A 20,075-nucleotide genomic window follows, 5' to 3' on the forward strand; every position below is an offset into this window, starting at 1 on the left:
CGACTTCTCCGGCCCACTCACATACGAGTTCATAGGCCTCTCTGAGTTTCGGAATAGCCGCGCTGCTGATTGCCGATTTCACAGTACAAAAAACGGTACGCTGACGGTACAGTGCCCAGCTTTTAAAGACTTCGCTCAATTACGCTAAAACCCATCTACGACGCTACTTTCAGCTCACTGTACCTGCGCTAGGCTACGCCCGATTTCACTGGGTTTGCAGCGTTTCTAGGCAACTCATAATCCTTTGGTCCATGGTTCGAGTCCGTGTGGGCCCACCATTCAATCAGCGTCTCAGGTCAGCCCCAGCTGACCTTCCCCGAGGATCCTAGGATCCTCTTCTACAGAGCCTCTCACTTGCTGCTGTCCTCATACTCATCAACGATAGCCATGAGTGCTGATCGGCAAGGCACATCTGGCCTGCCGCCACACATATCCCCGCCCCTAAGCATGTGTGCCGATATTGACCTGAACTCCACACAAGTTTACGTTTACGTAAAGGGCAAAGGAGTCCATCGTGTCTGTCACCTATTCCATTTCCGACCTCGCCCGCGAGCTGGACATTACTACGCGCGCCATTCGCTTCTACGAGGAGCAAGGCATGCTTGCCCCAGAGCGCCGCGGCCAGGAGCGCATCTACCGGCCCAAGGACCTAGTTACCCTCAAGCTGATCCTGCGCGGCAAGCGCATCGGCTTCTCCCTCGCGGAGTGCAAGGAGCTAATCGACCTCTACGACCCCAGCAGCGGCAACCGCAAACAACTCGAGACCTTCATGACCAAGATCGCCGCACGCCGCGCCCAACTCGAGCAGCAGTTGCTGGACATCGAGCAGATGCAGCTGGAGTTGGATACCGCCGAAGAGCGCTGTCTGGCGGCACTGGCAGATACAACCGCATAAATCAGCGTCGCAAACCTATCTGGCGTACAGCGCCCCACAACAACAAGACTAGGTGTCCCATGAGCTACCCGACCCTCAACTTCGGTCTCGGCGAGACCATCGACATGCTGCGTGACTCGGTGCACCAGTTCGCTCAGGCCGAACTGGCCCCGCGTGCGGCGCTGATCGACCGCGACAACGAGTTCCCCATGGACATGTGGCGCAAGTTCGGCGACATGGGCCTGCTCGGCATGACCGTGGAAGAGGAATACGGAGGCACCAACATGGGCTACCTGGCCCACGTGGTGGCGATGGAAGAGATCAGCCGCGCCAGCGCCTCGGTTGGCCTGTCCTACGGCGCCCATTCCAACCTGTGCCTGAACCAGATCCGCAAGAACGGCACCCACGAGCAGAAGGCCAAGTACCTGCCCAAGCTGTGCTCCGGCGAGCACATCGGCGCCCTGGCCATGAGCGAGCCCAATGCCGGTTCCGACGTGGTGTCGATGAAGCTGCGCGCCGAGAAGCGCGGCGACCGCTACGTGCTCAACGGCAACAAGATGTGGATCACCAACGGCCCCGACGCCAACACCTACGTGATCTACGCCAAGACCGACATCAACGCTGGTTCGCGCGGCATGACCGCGTTCATCGTCGAGCGCGACCTCAAGGGCTTCTCCCGCCACCAGAAGCTGGACAAGCTGGGCATGCGCGGCTCGAACACCTGCGAACTGGTGTTCGAGGACGTGGAAGTGCCGGAAGAAAACATCCTCGGCGGCGAAGGACGCGGCGTGGCCGTGCTGATGAGCGGCCTGGACTACGAGCGCACCGTGCTCTCCGGCGGCCCGACCGGGATCATGAGCGCCTGCATGGACGTGGTGCTGCCCTACGTGCACGAGCGCCAGCAGTTCAAGCAGTCGATCGGCGAGTTCCAGCTGGTGCAGGGCAAGCTGGCCGACATGTACGCCGGCATGAACGCCTCCAAGTCCTACCTGTACACCGTGGCCAAGGCCTGCGACCGCGGCGAGGAATCGCGCAAGGACGCCGCCGCGGTGATCCTCTACACCGCCGAAATGGCCACCAAGATGGCCCTCGACACCATCCAGCTGCTCGGCGGCAACGGCTACACCAACGAGTACCCAGCCGGCCGCCTGCTGCGTGACGCCAAGCTGTACGAGATCGGCGCCGGAACCAGCGAGATCCGCCGCATGCTGATCGGCCGCGAGCTGTACAACGAGACCAAGTGATGCACGACCAGTCCCCTCTCCCACTTGTGGGAGAGGGTTAGGGAGAGGGGCTCTGCGTCGCCTGCACAGCCCTCTCCCCCGGCCCCTCTCCCGTGAACGGGAGAGGGGAGCTAAAGCCTGCAACTCGGAGTGCGCCCCATGGCCATCCTGCATACCCAGATCAACACCCGCTCGCCGGAGTTCGCCGCCAACAGCGCGGCCATGCTCGCCCAGGTCAGCGACCTGCGCGCCCTGCTCGCCCGCGTCCACGAGGGCGGCGGTGCCAAGGCCCAGGAACGCCACACCTCGCGCGGCAAGCTGCTGCCGCGCGAACGCATCAACCGCCTGCTGGACCTCGGCTCGCCCTTCCTCGAAGTCGGCCAGCTGGCCGCCCATGAGGTGTACGGCGAAGACGTGCCAGCCGCCGGCGTGGTCGCCGGCATCGGCCGCGTCGAAGGCGTCGAGTGCATGATCATCGCCAACGACGCCACGGTGAAAGGCGGCAGCTACTACCCGCTGACCGTAAAGAAACACCTGCGCGCCCAGACTATCGCCCAGCAGAACCGCCTGCCATGCATCTACCTGGTGGACTCTGGCGGCGCCAACTTGCCGCGCCAGGAAGAAGTGTTCCCGGATCGCGAGCACTTCGGCCGCATCTTCTTCAACCAGGCCAACATGAGCGCCCAGGGCATCCCGCAGATCGCCGTGGTCATGGGTTCCTGCACCGCCGGCGGCGCCTACGTGCCGGCGATGAGCGACGAGACCATCATGGTGCGCAACCAGGCCACCATCTTCCTGGCCGGCCCGCCCCTGGTGAAGGCCGCCACCGGCGAGGTGGTGACTGCCGAGGAACTGGGCGGCGCCGACGTGCACTGCAAAACCAGCGGCGTTGCCGACCACTACGCCGAGAACGACGAGCACGCCCTGGCCCTGGCCCGGCGCTGCATCGCCAACCTCAACTGGCGCAAGCTCGGCCAGCTGCAGGCCCGCACGCCCATCGCCCCGCTGCATGGCAGCGAGGAGCTGTACGGGGTGATCCCGGCGGACGCCAAGCAGCCCTTCGATGTACGCGAAGTGATCGCGCGCATTGTCGACGGCAGCGAACTGGACGAATTCAAGGCGCTATTCGGCACCACCCTGGTCTGTGGCTTCGCCCATATCCACGGCTACCCGGTGGCGATCCTGGCGAACAACGGCATCCTGTTCGCCGAAGCGGCGCAGAAAGGCGCGCACTTCATCGAGCTGGCCTGCCAGCGCGGCATCCCGTTGCTGTTCCTGCAGAACATCACCGGCTTCATGGTCGGCAAGAAGTACGAGGAAGGCGGCATCGCCAAGCACGGCGCCAAACTGGTTACCGCCGTGGCCTGCGCCCGGGTGCCGAAGTTCACCGTGATCATCGGCGGCAGCTTCGGCGCCGGTAACTACGGCATGTGCGGCCGTGCCTACGACCCGCGCTTCCTGTGGATGTGGCCCAACGCGCGCATCGGCGTGATGGGCGCCGAACAGGCCGCCGGCGTCTTGGTGCAGGTCAAGCGCGAGCAGGCCGCTCGCGCCGGCCAGCCGTTCAGTGACGAGGAAGAAACGCGCATCAAGCAGCCCATCGTCGCCCAGTACGAGCAGCAGGCCCACGCCTACTACTCCAGCGCCCGCCTGTGGGACGACGGCGTGATCGACCCGGCGCAGACCCGCGACGTACTTAGCCTGGCCCTGTCCGCCAGCCTCAACGCGCCCATCGAGCCGACCCAGTTCGGCGTGTTCCGGATGTAAGCCATGACCGACTTCACTACCGTACAGCTGGAAAAAGACCCGCGCGGCTTCGCCACCCTGTGGCTGAGCCGCCCGGACAAGAACAACGCCTTCAACGCCGAGATGATCCGCGAGCTGATCCTCGCCATCGACGCCATCGCTGCCGACAAGAGCCTGCGCTTCCTACTGCTGCGCGGCCGTGGCAAGCACTTCTCCGCCGGCGCCGACCTGGCCTGGATGCAGGCCAGCGCCAAGCTCGACTACAACGCAAACCTCAACGATGCCCGCGAGCTGGCCGAGCTGATGTACAACCTCAACGCCCTGAAGATCCCGACCCTGGCCGTGGTCCAGGGCGCAGCCTTCGGCGGCGCGGTGGGCCTGGTCAGTTGCTGCGATATGGCCATCGGCGCGGACGACGCGCTGTTCAGCCTGTCCGAAGTGCGCATCGGCCTGGCCCCGGCGGTGATCAGCCCCTTCGTGGTCCAGGCCCTGGGCGAGCGCGCCGCGCGCCGCTATGCGCTGACCGCCGAACGCTTCTCCGGCAGCCGCGCCCGTGAGCTGGGCCTGCTGGCCGAGGCCTACCCGGCCGTCGAACTGGAGGCCCAGGTCGAGAGCTGGGTCAGCAACCTGCTGCTCAACAGCCCGCAGGCCATGCAGGTGAGCAAGGACCTGTTGCGTGAAGTGGCCAGCGGCGTGCTCAACCCGCCGCTGCGCCGCTACACCGAGAACGCCATCGCCCGCATCCGTGTCAGCCCAGAAGGCCAGGAGGGGCTCAACGCCTTCCTGGAAAAACGCACGCCCGCCTGGCAGGAGCCGCAAGCATGAGCCGCACGCACATCGACACCCTGCTGGTGGCCAACCGCGGCGAGATCGCCTGCCGGGTGATGCGCACCGCCAAGGCCCAGGGCCTGAAGACCGTTGCCGTGCACAGCGCCATCGACGCCAATGCGCGGCATGTGCGCGAGGCCGACCTGGCGGTGAACCTCGGCGGCGCCAAGCCGGCCGAAAGCTACCTGCTGGTCGACAAGATCATCGCCGCGGCCAAAGCCAGCGGCGCCCAGGCCATCCACCCGGGCTACGGCTTCCTCTCCGAGAACGCCGGCTTCGCCCGCGCCATCGAGGCCGCCGGCCTGGTGTTCCTCGGCCCGCCCGCCACCGCCATCGACGCCATGGGCAGCAAGTCCGCAGCCAAGGCACTGATGGAAGACGCCGGCGTGCCGCTGGTGCCCGGCTACCACGGCGAGGCCCAGGACGTGGAGACCTTCCGCGTCGCTGCCGAGCGCATCGGCTACCCGGTGCTGCTCAAGGCCGCCGCGGGTGGCGGTGGCAAGGGCATGAAGGTGGTCGAGCGCGAGGCCGAGCTGGCCGAGACCCTGGAATCCGCCCAGCGTGAAGCCCAGTCGGCTTTCGGCGACTCGCGCATGCTGGTGGAGAAATACGTGCTGCAACCGCGCCACGTGGAGATCCAGGTATTCGCCGACAGCCACGGCAACTGTCTGTACCTAAACGAGCGCGACTGCTCGATCCAGCGCCGCCACCAGAAGGTGGTCGAGGAAGCCCCGGCACCGGGCCTCTCGCCCGAGCTGCGCCGCGCCATGGGCGAGGCGGCGGTCAAGGCCGCCCAGGCCATCGGCTATGTCGGCGCCGGCACCGTGGAATTCCTGCTGGATGCCCGTGGCCAGTTCTTCTTTATGGAGATGAACACGAGGCTCCAAGTTGAGCACCCTGTCACCGAAGCCATCACCGGCCTCGACCTGGTGGCCTGGCAGATCCGCGTCGCCCGTGGCGAGGCGCTGCCGATCACCCAGGAACAGGTGCCGCTCAATGGCCACGCCATCGAAGTTCGCCTGTACGCCGAGGACACCGATAACGATTTCCTGCCCGCCTCCGGCGAGCTGAAGCTGTATCGCGAACCGGCCGCCGGTGAAGGCCGTCGCGTCGACAGTGGCGTAGCCGAAGGTGACACCGTGTCACCCTTCTACGACCCCATGCTCGGCAAGCTGATCGCCTGGGGCGAGGATCGCGAACAGGCCCGCCAACGCCTGCTGGCCATGCTCGAAGAAACGATGGTCGGCGGCTTCGCCAGCAACCTGCCCTTCCTGCGTCGCGTGCTGGCCCATCCGGCCTTCGCCGCTGCCGAGCTGGATACCGGCTTTATCCCCCGCCACCAGGCGCAACTGCTGCCCGCCGTGACCGAACTGCCGAGCGAATTCTGGCAACTGGCCGGCGAAGCCTGGCTGCAGAGCGAGGCGCCGCGCCGCAGCCACGAGGACTATCACTCACCGTGGAGCGGCCACGCCGGTTGGCGCGCCGGCCTGGCCAACGAGACCGATCTGCAGCTGAGCTGTGGCGAGCAACGCCAGACCGTGCACCTGCGCGGCGCGCTGCAGTCGCAGCTGCTGGGCGAGCAACTGTGGCTCGAGCGCGATGGCCTGCGCCGCGCCCACCGCGCCATCCGCCAGGGCAATGCGCTGTATCTGGAGTGGCAGGGCCGCCTGCATGAGGTGCGCAAGGTCGACCCGATCGCCGAGGTCGAGGCCAGCCACGCCCAGCACGGCGGGCTGACGGCGCCCATGAACGGCAGTATCGTGCGCGTGCTGGTCGCACCCGGCGAGCTCGTTGCAGCCGGCACCGCCCTGGTGGTGCTGGAGGCCATGAAGATGGAGCACAGCATCCGCGCGCCCCACGCCGGCACGGTCAAGGCGCTGTACTGCGCCGAGGGCGAGCTGGTGGCCGAAGGCACCGCGCTGGTGGAGCTGACTGAGACCTGAGCAACGCCACTATTCCCTCTCCCTCCGGGAGAGGGAGAACCGCACCAATTACGAGGACATCCATGAACCTGCCGCAACACGTCCGCCTGGTCGAAGTCGGCCCGCGCGACGGCCTGCAGAACGAGAAACAGCCGATCAGCGTGGCCGACAAGGTGCGCCTGACCGATGACCTGAGCGCCGCCGGCCTGAGCTACATCGAGGTGGGTAGCTTCGTCTCGCCCAAGTGGGTGCCGCAGATGGCCGGCAGCGCCGAGGTGTTCGCCGGCATCCAGTACAAACCCGGCGTGGTCTACGGCGCCCTCACCCCCAACCTCAAGGGCTTCGAGGCCGCGGTCGAGGCCGGGGTTGAGGAAGTGGCGGTATTCGCCGCCGCCAGCGAGGCCTTCTCGCAGAAGAACATCAACTGCTCCATCGCCGAGAGCCTGGAGCGCTTCGTGCCGGTGATGGAAGCGGCCAAGGCCCACGGCATCACGGTGCGCGGCTATGTCTCCTGCGTGCTCGGTTGCCCCTACGAGGGCGAAGTGGCGCCCGAGCAGGTCGCCGCCGTGGCCCGCGAGCTGTTCGCCATGGGCTGCTACGAGGTGTCGCTGGGCGACACCATCGGCACCGGCACCGCCGGCAAGACCCGCACGATGTTCGACGTGGTCGGCCGCGACATCCCGCGCGATAAGCTGGCCGGGCACTTCCACGACACCTACGGCCAGGCCCTGGCCAATATCTACGCAAGCCTCTTGGAAGGCATCGCCGTGTTCGACAGCTCGGTCGCAGGCTTAGGCGGCTGCCCCTACGCCAAGGGCGCCACCGGCAACGTCGCCACCGAGGACGTGCTCTACCTGCTGCAGGGCCTGGGCATCCACACCGGCATCGACCTGGACAAGCTGATCGACGCCGGCGCACGCATCTGCCAGGTGCTCGGCAAGGACAACGGCTCGCGCGTCGCCCGCGCACGGAGAGCGCAGGACCGGTAATCAGCTCGGTACTCAACAGCTGCCGAAAGGTTCTACAGACCTACCGTGACCTGACCAGCCGAGCCCATGGAATCCGGCAGAAACGGCTACAAGCCTGGCTACCGGGCGGGCTCCCCGGTTCTATGCATCGATCAAAACGATCTAGCCTGGGCAGTCGTTCATTGACTCAGCGCATTGACCGGCCCTCCACGTTTTTCACATGCTGCGTGCCTTCCAAACCGCCGAAGGACCGCCTTGCATGAAACTGGAAACCCTCGCCATCCACGCCGGCTACAGCCCCGATCCGACCACCAAGGCTGTAGCCGTACCGATCTACCAGACCAGCTCCTACGCTTTCGACGACACCCAGCACGGTGCAGACCTGTTCGATCTCAAGGTCGCTGGCAACATCTACACCCGTATCATGAACCCCACCAACGACGTACTGGAGCAGCGCATCGCCGCGCTCGAGGGCGGTGTCGGCGCCCTGGCCGTGGCCTCCGGCATGGCGGCCATCACCTACGCCATCCAGACCGTGGCCGAGGCTGGCGACAACATCGTCTCGGTGGCCAAGCTGTATGGCGGCACCTACAACCTGCTGGCCCATACCCTGCCCCGCTTCGGCATCCAGACCCGCTTCGCCGCCCACGACGACATCGCCGCCCTGGAAGCGCTGATCGACGACAAGACCAAGGCGGTCTTCTGCGAATCCATCGGCAACCCGGCCGGCAATATTGTCGACCTGCAGGCCCTGGCCGAGGCCGCACACCGTCACGGCGTGCCACTGATCGTCGACAACACCGTGGCCACACCGATTCTCTGCCGCCCGTTCGAGCATGGCGCCGACATCGTCGTGCACTCGCTCACCAAATACATCGGCGGCCACGGCACCAGCATCGGCGGCATCGTGGTCGACTCCGGCAAGTTCCCTTGGGCGGACAACAAAGCGCGCTTCCCGCTGCTCAACACACCAGACCCGTCCTACCACGGCGTGACCTACACCGAAGCCTTTGGCCCCGCCGCCTTCATCGGCCGCTGCCGCGTGGTACCGCTGCGCAACACCGGAGCGGCACTGTCACCGTTCAACGCCTTCCTTATTCTGCAAGGCCTGGAGACCCTAGCGCTGCGCATGGAGCGCCATACCGAGAACGCGCTCAAGGTGGCGCAGTACCTGAGCCAGCACCCGCAAGTGGCCTGGGTGAAATATGCCGGTCTGGACGACCACCCGGAGTATCCGCTGGCCCAACGCTACATGGACGGCAAGCCGGCGGCCATCCTGTCCTTCGGTATCCAGGGTGGGCAGGAGGCTGGGGCGCGCTTCATCGATGCACTGCAACTGGTGGTACGCCTGGTCAACATCGGCGACGCCAAGTCACTGGCCTGTCACCCAGCCTCCACCACCCACCGCCAGCTCAACGACGAAGAGCTGGAGAAGGCCGGCGTGCCGCGCGACATGGTGCGCCTGTCGATCGGCATCGAGCACAGCGACGACATCCTCGCCGACCTGGAGCAGGCCCTGGCCGCCGCTCGCGGCTGATCAGGCCACCGCGCGCGCTGGCTGCAAGCCGAGCGCGCTTTCCAGCCAAGCCAGCTGTTGGTCCCACAGCGCGGCCGGGGTATCGCGGCGAAAGAAGCCGAAATGCCCCAGGCCACGCAGCCCCCAGTCGAGCGGATCGATCACCATCAGCTCGCGCTGCGCCCCGTCATAGAACGTCATCAACGCCTCCACCGCCCGTTGCGGGCCGAAGTCATGGTCATCACTGATCGCCAGGAAGCGTGCCGGCGCGCGCACATCGGCGAAGTGTGGGCGCCACGGCGCCCCTTCCGGCGTACTGATGAAGGCTGGTGTACGGCACCAGCGCGCCCACTCCAGCGCCACCTCGCGCGGCAGCGGCTCACCGCCCATGGCCCAGCTCGGTAGCTGGCCGAACAGGCGAGCGAGCAGCGGGAACAGTACGTACCAGTTGAACGCCAGCCGTGGCTGTCGCGCACCAGGCCACAAACGCCAGTAGCCGGATTGCGCCGCCACGCCAAGCAGTGCCTGGATGCGCCCGGCATTGTCGGCCAACCCAGGTAACTGGCCACCCACTGAATGGCCAAGCACGCCCAAAGGCAAATCCTCGGGCATCTGGTCGATCAGGCTTGCCAGATCCAATCGCCCCCAATCGGACATACGCGGCCGGGCACCTTGCCAGTCCGGCGCCTGACTGGCGCCCATGCCGCGATAGTCATGGGTGAACACCCAGGCGCCACGTTTGGCAGCATGTTCGGCGAAGTGTTTGTAGTAGCGCTGCGGCACCCCGGTGGCGGCATTGACCAGCAACAGATAACGCGGTTGCTCGGGCCGAAAACCGGTGACGGCCAGTGGATAGCCGTCGCGAGCGAATAGACGGTAGTGCTCGGTCTGCATGAAGGATTCCCCTGTGAACTGCGCCAGTCTGGGCAGCGACGCAGCAGGGGAAAAGCGAGATTTCAGCTCTCCAGAGCTGAGAAAAACTCAGCGCAACGTCGCTCCATCTGATCCAGTCTGCGCTCCAGCCAATCCACCACCCGTAGTAGCGCCGGGCTCTCCGCCTCGGCAGGCCACACTGCCCAGAGCGCACCGTTGTCGACCCGTCGCGATGGCCACAGTGGACGCAGGCGCCCGCTCTCCAGTGCATCGATACACAGCGGTAGAAAACCCATGGCCACGCCCAGGCCCTGCTCGGTAGCCGTCAGCACGGCCGCATAGCTGTCCAGCACCAGCCCCTCGGCATCCGGCTGCCAGCCATGTTGCATCGCCCATTGGCGCCAGCTCTGCTGCTCCTTGCTCAAGCGAATCGGCAACAGACTCGACTGCGGCGGCCAGGGCTGTTCGGGAAAATCGCGCGCCACCAGCGGCGACAACACGAAACCGCTGAGGCGCCGCGAACGCAATGCCCCCCAGTCCGTCGTGTCGGCGGCGAGGCGTAGCCCCACGTCGATGCTGTGGCTGGCCAGATCGATGAACTCGCGCCGGGTGTCCAGCGTCAGCAAGCGCTCACCGAGCAGCGCCTGCACTTCACCCAGGGCAGGAAGCATCACAGACTGAGCCAGGTAGGGAAAACTGGACATGCGAAACGGCCGCTGCGCCTGACGCGCGCGGGTAGCACTCTCCAATTGTCGGATCGCCGGGGCGACCTCTGCCCAGTAGCCCTGTCCCGCATCGGTCAGCGCCAGACCACGTGGCAGGCGCTGGAACAGCTTGCAGTCGAGCGCCGTCTCCAGCTCGCGCAACTGGTGGCTCACCGCCGTCGGCGTGACATGCAGGCGCTCGGCAGCGCGCCTGACGTTCAGCGTGTCACCGAGCACGGCGAAGGTACGCAGCAGATTCAGCGATGGCAGCGACATGAGCTCTCCTCGAATGGCGCCACTCTACCCTTGTTTTAACGGCTGTCAGCCACCACCTTGCTTCGAGGAGGAACCCCCTATGAGCCAACCCCTGCTGATTCCCTGCCCGAGCTGTGCCGGCCTCAACCGCATTCCGGCCGAACGCCTGGGCGATGCGCCGCGCTGCGGCCGCTGCAAGAGCGAGGTGCTGCCCGCTGCGCCTTTCGAACTGACCCAGGCAGGTTTCGCCGCGCAGCTCAAAGGCGACCTGCCGCTGCTGGTCGATGTCTGGGCCGACTGGTGCGGGCCATGCAAGGCCTTCGCGCCGGCCTTCCAGCAGGCCGCCAGCCAGCTGCAGGGCCGCTGCCGCCTAGGCAAGCTCGACAGCGAAGCCAACCAGCAGCTCGCCGGCCAGCTCGGTATCCGCTCCATCCCCAGCCTGATCCTGTTCCGCGGCGGCGTCGAAGTTGCCCGCCAGGCCGGCGCCCTGCCGCTGCCGCAACTGCTTGGCTGGCTGCGCAGCCAAGGCATCGCCTAGCAGCCTTTCCATAAACAGGCGCTGAGCGGATCGGTCAGCGGCGGCGAGCACAGCGGTCATTGCCCCGCCGGTGCCAGCGGCTAGTCTCGGAGCTCCCGCATCAGGAGCCTCCCCATGCCGTTACCCGCCGAGATGGCCCGCGTCTTCACCGAAGAGAAGATCGACTTCGTCAAACGCAGCGGCCTCAAAGCCGAGGAGCTGCAGCCCGGCTTTGTCCGCCTGCGCATGCCGCTGGCCGGCAACCAGAACCATATCGGCACCCTCTACGCCGGCGCGCTGTTCACCCTGGCCGAGATGCCCGGTGGCGCCCTGTTCCTGACCAGCTTCGATGTGCAGCGCTTCTATCCGCTGATCAAGGAGATGAACCTGCGCTTCCGTCGTACGGCGACCACCGATATCTCGGTCGAGGCGCGACTGGATGCCGCAGAGATCGAACGCATCCAGGGCGAAGCCGAACGCGAGGGCAAGGCCGACTACCGCCTGGATCTGCAGCTGCGCGACGGTAGCGGCGAAGTGGTGGCCGAAACGAGCGCCCTGTATCAATTGCGCAAACACTGACGTACGGGACTTGTCCCCGGACCAAAGCAGGTCTATTTAGAACTCTTATTCTAAAAACCCGCAGAGGTTTTCACTGGCGCCGCGCATGGACGAGGCGCCCAAGGGGAACGAAATGACAGGACACGTCCTAATCGCGCATGACCTGCGCAGCACCGCAGATCTCGCCCTCCGTCGCGCCGCCCAGCTGGCTCGCCAGCACAATGCCCGGCTAACGCTGTTGCACGTGTTCGACCCGAAGCTGGATCAGGCAGAGCGTGAGCGTATCGAACAGACCCTCGACCGCAGCCTGACCGAGTTCGCCCCGCCGGGCAGCCAGCTGCGCCTGTGCCAGGGCAAGCCCGCCGACGGCGTGCTGGAACAGGTGCAGCAGACCGGAGCGGACCTGCTGGTACTCGGCGCCCATCACCAGCGCCACGAATTCTTCTCCGGCACCACGCTGGACCGCATCGCCCGCCGCTGCCCGGTGCCACTCTTGCTCGCCGCCCAGGACGATGCCACGCCCTATAGCAGTGCGGTGGCGGCCATCGACTTCTCCCTGTGCGCCTGCACCGCCCTGCACCACGCCGGGCTGCTGCTGCCGAGCGAGGCGAATATCCACGCACTGCACGTGTTCGAGCCACAGAAGGGCAATGCCCAGGAAGCAGAACTGCTGACCCAGCGTGCGCTGATCGACCAGTTGATCCACGACGAGGCCCAGCGTCTGCCGGCCAATGCTCCGAAACTTAGCCATGAGGTGCGCACTGGCGGCATCCTGCGCACCCTGCAGGAGCACATTTCCAGCCAGCAGCCGCAACTGCTGGTGCTCGGCAGCCACGGTCGCAGCGCGCTGTCCCAAGCCCTGCTTGGCAGCCTGGCCCAGCATTACCTGCACAAGGCTCCCTGCGATGTGCTGGTAGTTCGCTGATAGCCCTTGCTCGCACATGAAAAAGGCGCCCGAGGGCGCCTTTTCTGTTTCTGCCGTGCTCAGCTTTCCAACAGGTTGTGCAGTTCGACGAACTGCTGGGTCAGCTTGTGGCTGCGATCCAGGTGGATCAGCGGGGTGCAGACCTGATGCGACTCGCGCATCTTCACCGAACTCATCAGGTTCACCGGCAGCACCGGCAGCCCCTCCGCGACCAGTTCGTCGAGCAGCTGCTGCGGCAGGGTGGCACGCGGCTGGAATTGGTTGACCACGATGCCCTCCACCTCCAGCGCTTCGTTATGGTCTTCCTTCAGTTCCTCGATCTCCTGTAGCAGGCCATACAGGGCATTGCGCGAGAAGCTGTCGCAATCGAAGGGGATCAGCACGCGATCGGCGGCGATCAGTGCGGAAACCGTGTAGAAATTCAGTGCCGGGGGCGTATCCAGGTAGATCCGGTCGTAGTCCTCGGCCAAGTCGTCCAGCAGTTTGCGCAGCTTGTTGATCTTGTGCTTCTGCTCCAGCTTGGGCTGCAGCTCGGCCAGCTCGGCCGTGGCGGTGATCACGTGGAGGTTGTCGAACGGCGTCTCGTAGATATCGACCTTGCCCTTCTTGAAGGCGGTGGCCGAGAGCGTCTGCTTGAAGAATTCGGCAATCCCCATGGGAATATCGTCACCGGTCAGACCGGTCAGGTAGTGGGTCGAGTTGGCCTGAGCGTCCAGGTCGATGAGCAGGGTACGAAAGCCCTCGGTAGCGCTGACAGCCGCCAGATTGCAGGCAATGCTGGACTTGCCCACGCCACCCTTCTGATTGAACACCACGCGCCGCATGTGACACCTCCCTGATCGCAGATGGTTGGGGATTCTATGCAAAGCCCGTGTCAAGGGCGAGGAGTTAAGCGCGGTGGCAGCCAACCTCCGGTCAGGGCGTTCGCTCAAAATTTGCACGGGCCGCGTACCGTCTGGATAATGTCGGCACCTCGCCATAATCCCGGCCACCCCTCCTGCGGGCGGGATCGCAGTAGACAAGGACGCCCTCGGAAGGGCCGAGATAGAGCTCTCAGCGTGACAAACTTCAGGATCGAACACTGGCGCGCCTGGGCTCCCGGCCTGGACAGCGCAGCCGACTGGCACGCCTGGCAACAGGCCCCATTCGCCCCGCAGGACGGCGGCGAACAGCCCGATGTCGGCTTTCTCCCGGCCCTGCAGCGCCGCCGCCTGAGCCGCCTCGCACGCATGGCCTTTCACGTCGCCTGGCCGCTGGCCGAAGAGCATGGCCCCATGCCCCTGGTGTTCGCCTCGCGCCACGGCGAGACCCCGCGCACCCTGGCCATCCTCAGCGACCTGGCCCACGACGAGCCGCTCTCGCCCACCCAGTTCAGCCTGTCGGTACACAACGCGATCATCGGCCTGTGGTCGATCCAGCGCGGCGATACCAGCGAGATGACCGCCCTGGCTGCCGAAGGCGACGGTCTGGAGCAGGCCCTGCTGGAGGCTGCCACCCTGCTGGGCGAGGGCTCGCCCAGCGTGCTGCTGATCGTCGCCGAGGAAACACCGCCCGAACTCTATCGCCCCTATATCGACGACGTGCCCTTCCCCTACGCCGTGGCCCTGCTGCTGCGCCCGGGCGCGGAATGGCAGCTGCAACTCGTCGAAGGCTCTGGCCCGCGCGCTGCATGGCCACATGCCCTGGAACTGGTCCGCGCCCTGAGTGGCAATGTGGACTCACTGCAACATCACTGGAAACGCCGGCAATGGAACTGGTCACGCAACAGGGGTTGAGCCCCTACAGCGCCCCGTACTGGTGGCGCCTGATCGCCACCGCGCTGAGCTTCTCGCTGTTCGGCGTCGGCGGCGTATTGCTGCGCATCGTCGTGTTCCCGCTGCTATCCCTGCTGCCGGGCGACGCCCTGGCCCGTCGCACCCGCGCCCGCGCCGTGGTCAGCCGCTCTTTCTACTGGTTCGTCCAGTTCATGTTCCGCACTGGCGTACTGACCTACGAGGTCGAGGGCGCCGAGCGCCTCGGCCGTCCGGGACAGATGGTGATCGCCAACCATCCCTCGCTGATCGACGTAGTGGTACTGATCGCCTTCATCCGCGACGCCAACTGCGTGGTCAAGCAGAGCCTGTGGGACAACCCGTGCATGCGTGGGCCGATCCGCGCTTCCGGCTACATCAGCAACAGCGGCAGCATGGACATGCTCGAAGAGGCCGCCGGCGCCCTGCAGGATGGCCAGACCCTGATCGTGTTCCCCGAAGGCACGCGCACCACGCCAGGGCAAGTACCGGAATTCCACCGCGGCGCCGCCGCCATCGCCGTGCGCGGCGCCAGCATCGTCACCCCGGTGGTGATCAGCGTGACGCCCACCACCCTGACCAAGGCCGAGCCCTGGTACAGCATTCCGTCGCGTCGTTTCCATTTTCGCCTGCGGGTCGGGGAGGATATCGACCCGCGGCAATTCACCGAGCAGGCTCCGCTGCCGATTGCCTCGCGCAAGCTCAATGACCATCTGCATCAACACTTCATGAAGGAGCTCGCAACAGATGAGCGATCTGCAAACTGAGATCAAGCACCTGATCATCGAGGCCCTAGGCCTGGAAGACATGGCCGCCGAAGACATCGCCGCCGACCTGACCCTGTTCGGCGAAGGCCTCGGCCTGGACTCGGTGGACGCCCTGGAGCTGGGCCTGGCCATCCAGAAGCGTTTCGGCATCAAGATCGACGCCGAGGCCAAGGACACCCGTCAGCACTTCGCCAACGTGGCCAGCCTGGCGGCTTTTGTCGCCTCGAAACAGGCCGCCTGAGGACGTTCGCGATGAAAAGCCGTGAAGAGATTTTCGCTACCCTGCGCGATGCCCTGGTGGAGCTGTTCGAGCTGGACGCCGAGCGCGTCACCCTCGAGGCCAACCTCTATCAGGACCTGGAGATCGATAGCATCGACGCCGTCGACCTGATCGACCACATCAAGCGCCAGACCGGCAAGAAGATCGCCGCCGAGGAGTTCAAGGCCGTACGCACCGTTGGTGACGTGGTCGAAGCTGTCTACCAGGTGGTCAACGCCGAAGCGGCCGCCGGCTAAGCCATGGGGCGCTTGTTCGGCCTGCTGCTGGTGGTGGCCGGCCTGCTCTACCCCTTTGCCGTGTACTACGGCATGGAGCACCTGTCGCCACGCCTGTTCGCTGCCCTGCTCGGCGGCCTGTGGCTGGCGCGCGTCCTGACCCAGCGCAACAAGCCTGGTGGCCTATGGATGGCCGGTGCCGCCCTGGCCTTTTGCGTCCTGCTCGGCCTGGCCGGCGAGCCGGCGCTGCTGCGCTGGTACCCGGTGCTGCTCAACCTGATGCTGCTGGCGCTGTTCGGCCTGTCGCTGAAGTTCGGACCGCCCGTGATCGAGCGCCTGGCGCGCCTGCGCGAGCCGGAGCTGCCCGAACACGCGGTGCGCTACACGCGCAAGGTCACGCTGGTCTGGGCCGGCTTCTTCCTGGCCAACGCCCTGCTGATCAGCGCCCTGACCCTGTGGGCGCCGCTGAGCTGGTGGATGCTGTACACCGGGCTGATCGCCTACGCCCTGATGGGCCTGTTGTTCGCCGCTGAGTGGTTGATCCGCCAGCAAGTAAGGAGACATGGATGAGCTGGCTGCCGCTTGCCGATCATCTGCTGCAACCCCTGGCCGGCCGTGCCGTGGCGCTGGAGCCGGCGCTCGACCACGCCCAGCTGCAACAGCGCGCCCTGCGCCTGGCCGGCGCCCTGCAGGCGCGCGGCGCGCAGCGCGTGGCGCTGTATCTGGAGGATGCCGGCGAGCTGACCATTGCCCTGCTCGGTGCCTGGCGCGCCGGCGCTGCCGTGCTGCTGCCGGCCGACGCCCAGGCGCAGAGCCGCCAGCGTCTCGCCGAGCAGGCCGATCTATGGCTGGACTCACTCGACAGCCTGGACGGCGAAGCCCTGGCACCCGTCGCCCTCGATCTCGACGCCTGCCGCCTGACCCTGTGCACCTCCGGCTCCAGCGGCGAGCCCAAGCTGATCGACAAGTCCCTACGTCAGCTGGCCAACGAGGTCGATGCCCTGGAGCAGCTGTGGGGCAGTGACCTGGCCGGCGCGACCATCTTCGGTAGCGTCGCCGCCCAGCATATTTACGGCCTGCTGTTCCGTGTGCTCTGGCCGCTGTGCGCCGGCCGCCCGTTCTGGCGCCGCGCCCTGCCCTTCCCCGAAGACCTGCAGCGCGAGAGCCTGAGCCAACCGGCCTTCGCCTGGGTGGCCAGCCCGGCGCTACTCAAACGCATGGGCGACAATCTCGACTGGAACGCCCTGGGCGCCGGGCGCCGTGTGTTCTCCTCCGGCGGCGCGTTGCCAGCGGAAGTCTCCGTCGAGCTGGGCAGCCAGCTCGGCCAACAGCCGACCGAGATCTACGGCAGCTCCGAGACCGGTGGCATCGCCTGGCGCCAGGGCGGCGAACTGTGGCAGCCGTTCCCCGGCGTGGAGCTGTCCCTGAACGACGAAGGCGCCCTGCGCATCGCCTCGCCCTACCTGCCGGCCGGGCATGTCGAGCAGAGTGCGGACGCCGCCGAACTGCAGGCCGATGGCCGCTTCGCCCTGCGCGGGCGCCTGGACCGCATCGTCAAGCTGGAAGAAAAACGCATCTCCCTGCCCATGCTGGAGCAGGCGCTGAGCCAGCACGAATGGGTCGCTGACGCCCGCCTCGGGGTGATCCAGGAAGGCCGCGCCTTCCTCGGCGCCCTGCTGGCGCTGAGCCCGGCCGGCCTGCACGCCCTGCGCAACCAGGGCCGCAAGACCGTCACCGAGACCCTGCGCAAACATCTGGCCGGCCACTGCGAGGCCATCGCATTGCCGCGCCGCTGGCGCCTGCTGCTGGAGCTGCCCTACAGCAGCCAGGGCAAGCTGGCGCAGAGCACCGTCGACGAGCTGGTCGCCGCGCCACGCGCGACCCGCGTCGAGCCGCGCAAGGCCGAGCTGGTCGACGGCGAATGGCAGCTGGAACTGGACGTACCGCCGGACCTGGCCCATTTCACCGGCCACTTCCCGCAGACCCCGGTACTGCCCGGCGTGGTGCAGATCGACTGGGCCCAACAATTGGCGCGCGGCCTGATCGAAGAGCTGCCGCCGCGCTTCTGCGGCATGGAAGTGCTCAAGTTCCAGCAACTGGTACGCCCCGGCGACCGCATCCAGCTAACCCTGCGTTTCGACACCGAGCGCGGCAAGCTGTACTTCGCCTACCGCAATGGCGAGGCGCCGTGCTCGTCCGGGCGCATCCTGCTGGGGGCGGTGCAGTGAGCCTGTTCGTGCCTGGCAGACCCTCACCCCTAGCCCCTCTCCCAATGGGAGAGGGGAACCCCATGGGTATACCCCGCACGGTCTGCTCCCTCTCCCTCCGGGAGAGGGCTGGGATGAGGGAAAACCATGCATAACCCCTGCGCCGTCATCCCAGTCTACAACCACGAGCACGCACTACCCGTGGTGGTCGCCGCATTGCACGAGGCCGGCCTGCCCTGCGTGCTGGTCGACGACGCTTCCAGCCCGAGCTGCGCGGCGGTGATGGACCAGCTGGCCACCCAGGACAACACCTATCTGGTGCGCCTGCCGCTCAACCAGGGCAAGGGCGGCGCGGTGATGGCCGGTCTGCGCGAGGCGCAGCGCCTGGGCTTCACCCACGCCCTGCAGGTGGACGCCGATGGCCAGCACGACCTGGCCGATATCGCCACCTTCCTCGGTACCTCCCGCGAGCATCCGCAGGCGCTGGTCTGCGGCTACCCGCAGTACGACGCCAGCGTGCCGAAGAGCCGCCTCTATGCGCGCTACCTGACCCACGTGTGGGTGTGGATCAACAGCCTGTCGCTGTCGATTCGCGATGCCATGTGCGGTTTCCGCGTCTACCCGCTGCCGGCCACCGTGGCGCTGCTCGACGCCAGCAACCTGGGCAAGCGCATGGACTTCGACCCGGAGATCCTCGTACGTCTGGCCTGGCGCAACCAGCCGATGCAGTGGCTACCGACCAAGGTGCACTACCCGCTGGATGGCCTGTCGCATTTCCGCCTGTTCCACGACAACGCGCTGATCTCGAAGATGCACGCCAAGCTGTTCTTCGGCATGTTGCTGCGCGCGCCGCTGATCCTCTGGCGCAGGTGGCGCGGATGAACGGGCAGAAGGCTGAACACTGGGCAGGCCAGCGCGAGCGCGGCCACTTCCTGCTGATGAAGTTCACCGCCGGCGCCGTGCGCCTGCTCGGCCGCCGCGCGCTGACGCCCGTGCTGTACGCCATCGTCCTGTACTTCTTCGCCTTCGGCCGCCAGGCGCGGCGCAGCATCCGCCAGTACCAGCACAACCTGGCCAGCTGGAGCGGGCGCAGCGAGCTAGCGCCGCGCTTCGGCTCGGTGTTTGCCCAGTTCATGGCCTTCGCCGATGCCCTACTGGACAAGCTCGACGTGTGGAACGGCCGCCTCGGCCTGGAGCAGATCACCCTGGTCGACCCCGACGGCATCCGCCAGCGCCTGCACAGTGAGCCGCGCGGGCAGATGCTGGTCGGCGCGCACCTGGGCAACCTCGAGGTGTGCCGCGCCCTGGCCGAGCTGGGCGAGAAGGTGCAGATGAACGTGCTGGTGCACACCAAGCACGCCGAACAGTTCAACCGCCTGCTCGGCGAGGCCGGCGCCAGTCACCTGCGCCTGATCCAGGTCAGCGAACTGGACGCAGCGATCATGCTGCAATTGTCCGAGCGCCTGGAGCGCGGCGAGTGGCTGGCGATCGCCGGCGACCGCGTGCCACTGCATGGCGGGCGCAACGTCAGCGTGAATTTCCTCGGCCACTCGGCCGCTTTCCCGCAAGGGCCCTGGCTGCTGGCAGGACTCCTGCAATGCCCGGTCAACCTGATGAGCTGCCTGAAGATCGACGGCCGCTACCAGGTGATCCTCGAACGCTTCGCCGAGCGCGTGCAGTGGACGCGCAAGGAACGCGACGAGGTGATTCGCGGCTGGGTACAACGCTATGCCGAGCGCCTGGGCCAACACTGCCTGAACGCTCCGCGGCAATGGTTCAACTTCTACCCGTTCTGGAACGCCAATGACGACCTTCCCGCTTGACCAGCCGCGACACAAGCGTCGCGAGCGCAGTCAGATTGCCCTGCGCCGGAGCGCAGAAACCGCAGTTTGCATGTCGGCAAATGA

21 protein-coding genes are annotated in these 20,075 nt (G+C 66.3%); 18 read left to right on the forward strand and 3 right to left on the reverse strand.

Annotated features, from left to right (window positions below; all coding sequences use genetic code 11):
- The first annotated feature begins 514 nt into the window (after positions 1–514).
- The 7 genes from IB234_RS00275 (at position 515) to IB234_RS00305 (ending at position 9,098) form a co-directional block, all read left to right on the forward strand.
- Positions 515–895, forward strand: a complete 381-nt coding sequence (locus IB234_RS00275) for a MerR family transcriptional regulator (RefSeq protein ID WP_192312241.1) — start codon at positions 515–517, stop codon at positions 893–895.
- 59 nt (positions 896–954) lie between these two features.
- On the forward strand, positions 955–2,118 hold the full coding sequence (locus IB234_RS00280) for an isovaleryl-CoA dehydrogenase (RefSeq protein WP_192312243.1): 1,164 nt from the start codon (positions 955–957) through the stop codon (positions 2,116–2,118).
- 138 nt (positions 2,119–2,256) lie between these two features.
- Positions 2,257–3,864: a carboxyl transferase domain-containing protein gene (locus IB234_RS00285; protein WP_192312245.1), complete on the forward strand. Its 1,608-nt coding sequence runs from the start codon at positions 2,257–2,259 to the stop codon at positions 3,862–3,864.
- Between the two features lie 3 nt (positions 3,865–3,867).
- The gene (locus tag IB234_RS00290; RefSeq protein WP_192312247.1) at positions 3,868–4,668 is read left to right on the forward strand and encodes a gamma-carboxygeranoyl-CoA hydratase; all 801 of its coding nucleotides are present in this window, start codon (positions 3,868–3,870) and stop codon (positions 4,666–4,668) included.
- Positions 4,665–6,614: an acetyl/propionyl/methylcrotonyl-CoA carboxylase subunit alpha gene (locus IB234_RS00295; RefSeq protein ID WP_192312249.1), complete on the forward strand. Its 1,950-nt coding sequence runs from the start codon at positions 4,665–4,667 to the stop codon at positions 6,612–6,614. The genes IB234_RS00290 and IB234_RS00295 overlap by 4 nt, the downstream gene beginning before the upstream one ends.
- Positions 6,615–6,676: 62 nt before the next feature.
- Positions 6,677–7,582 carry a hydroxymethylglutaryl-CoA lyase gene (locus IB234_RS00300; RefSeq protein WP_192312251.1) on the forward strand — a complete coding sequence of 302 codons (906 nt, stop codon included), beginning with the start codon at positions 6,677–6,679 and terminating at the stop codon, positions 7,580–7,582.
- Positions 7,583–7,820: 238 nt separating this feature from the next.
- The gene (locus IB234_RS00305; protein WP_192312253.1) at positions 7,821–9,098 is read left to right on the forward strand and encodes a bifunctional O-acetylhomoserine aminocarboxypropyltransferase/cysteine synthase; all 1,278 of its coding nucleotides are present in this window, start codon (positions 7,821–7,823) and stop codon (positions 9,096–9,098) included.
- Here IB234_RS00305 and IB234_RS00310 read toward each other — a convergent pair whose 3' ends face one another.
- Complete coding sequence (locus IB234_RS00310) at positions 9,099–9,971, reverse strand: serine aminopeptidase domain-containing protein (protein WP_192312256.1); 873 nt, start codon at positions 9,969–9,971, stop codon at positions 9,099–9,101.
- A 62-nt stretch (positions 9,972–10,033) separates the two neighbouring features.
- Positions 10,034–10,930 (reverse strand): LysR family transcriptional regulator, encoded by an 897-nt coding sequence (locus IB234_RS00315; protein WP_192312258.1) that lies wholly within the window; start codon positions 10,928–10,930, stop codon positions 10,034–10,036.
- A gap of 79 nt (positions 10,931–11,009) precedes the next feature.
- Between IB234_RS00315 and trxC the strand changes: the two genes are divergently transcribed.
- The 3 genes from trxC to IB234_RS00330 all read left to right on the forward strand — a co-directional run bounded on the left by trxC (position 11,010) and on the right by IB234_RS00330 (position 12,909).
- Complete coding sequence (gene trxC / locus IB234_RS00320; RefSeq protein ID WP_192312260.1) at positions 11,010–11,447, forward strand: thioredoxin TrxC; 438 nt, start codon at positions 11,010–11,012, stop codon at positions 11,445–11,447.
- Positions 11,448–11,561: 114 nt separating this feature from the next.
- The gene (locus IB234_RS00325) at positions 11,562–12,005 is read left to right on the forward strand and encodes a YiiD C-terminal domain-containing protein (RefSeq protein ID WP_192312262.1); all 444 of its coding nucleotides are present in this window, start codon (positions 11,562–11,564) and stop codon (positions 12,003–12,005) included.
- A gap of 112 nt (positions 12,006–12,117) precedes the next feature.
- Positions 12,118–12,909: a universal stress protein gene (locus IB234_RS00330; RefSeq protein WP_192312264.1), complete on the forward strand. Its 792-nt coding sequence runs from the start codon at positions 12,118–12,120 to the stop codon at positions 12,907–12,909.
- 59 nt (positions 12,910–12,968) lie between these two features.
- Here the strand turns inward: IB234_RS00330 and IB234_RS00335 are convergent, their stop codons facing one another.
- Positions 12,969–13,733, reverse strand: coding sequence for a ParA family protein (locus tag IB234_RS00335; protein WP_192312266.1), 765 nt, complete (start codon positions 13,731–13,733; stop codon positions 12,969–12,971).
- 234 nt (positions 13,734–13,967) lie between these two features.
- Between IB234_RS00335 and IB234_RS00340 the strand changes: the two genes are divergently transcribed.
- The 8 genes from IB234_RS00340 (at position 13,968) to IB234_RS00375 (ending at position 19,991) form a co-directional block, all read left to right on the forward strand.
- Positions 13,968–14,684 carry a beta-ketoacyl synthase chain length factor gene (locus tag IB234_RS00340; RefSeq protein WP_318651963.1) on the forward strand — a complete coding sequence of 239 codons (717 nt, stop codon included), beginning with the start codon at positions 13,968–13,970 and terminating at the stop codon, positions 14,682–14,684.
- Positions 14,657–15,466, forward strand: coding sequence for a lysophospholipid acyltransferase family protein (locus IB234_RS00345; RefSeq protein ID WP_192312270.1), 810 nt, complete (start codon positions 14,657–14,659; stop codon positions 15,464–15,466). The genes IB234_RS00340 and IB234_RS00345 overlap by 28 nt, the downstream gene beginning before the upstream one ends.
- Positions 15,447–15,707, forward strand: a complete 261-nt coding sequence (locus tag IB234_RS00350) for a phosphopantetheine-binding protein (protein ID WP_192312272.1) — start codon at positions 15,447–15,449, stop codon at positions 15,705–15,707. Before IB234_RS00345 ends, IB234_RS00350 begins: the two co-directional genes overlap by 20 nt.
- 11 nt (positions 15,708–15,718) lie before the next feature.
- Positions 15,719–15,982, forward strand: a complete 264-nt coding sequence (locus tag IB234_RS00355; RefSeq protein WP_192312274.1) for an acyl carrier protein — start codon at positions 15,719–15,721, stop codon at positions 15,980–15,982.
- Between the two features lie 3 nt (positions 15,983–15,985).
- The gene (locus tag IB234_RS00360; RefSeq protein ID WP_192312276.1) at positions 15,986–16,531 is read left to right on the forward strand and encodes a hypothetical protein; all 546 of its coding nucleotides are present in this window, start codon (positions 15,986–15,988) and stop codon (positions 16,529–16,531) included.
- Positions 16,528–18,189 (forward strand): AMP-binding protein, encoded by a 1,662-nt coding sequence (locus IB234_RS00365; protein WP_192312277.1) that lies wholly within the window; start codon positions 16,528–16,530, stop codon positions 18,187–18,189. Before IB234_RS00360 ends, IB234_RS00365 begins: the two co-directional genes overlap by 4 nt.
- 126 nt (positions 18,190–18,315) lie before the next feature.
- The gene (locus tag IB234_RS00370) at positions 18,316–19,050 is read left to right on the forward strand and encodes a glycosyltransferase family 2 protein (RefSeq protein WP_192312279.1); all 735 of its coding nucleotides are present in this window, start codon (positions 18,316–18,318) and stop codon (positions 19,048–19,050) included.
- The gene (locus tag IB234_RS00375; RefSeq protein WP_192312281.1) at positions 19,047–19,991 is read left to right on the forward strand and encodes a glycosyl transferase; all 945 of its coding nucleotides are present in this window, start codon (positions 19,047–19,049) and stop codon (positions 19,989–19,991) included. Before IB234_RS00370 ends, IB234_RS00375 begins: the two co-directional genes overlap by 4 nt.
- The last annotated feature ends 84 nt before the right edge of the window (positions 19,992–20,075 follow it).

Source organism: Pseudomonas sp. PDM16, assembly GCF_014851865.1.
Lineage (GTDB): Bacteria > Pseudomonadota > Gammaproteobacteria > Pseudomonadales > Pseudomonadaceae > Aquipseudomonas.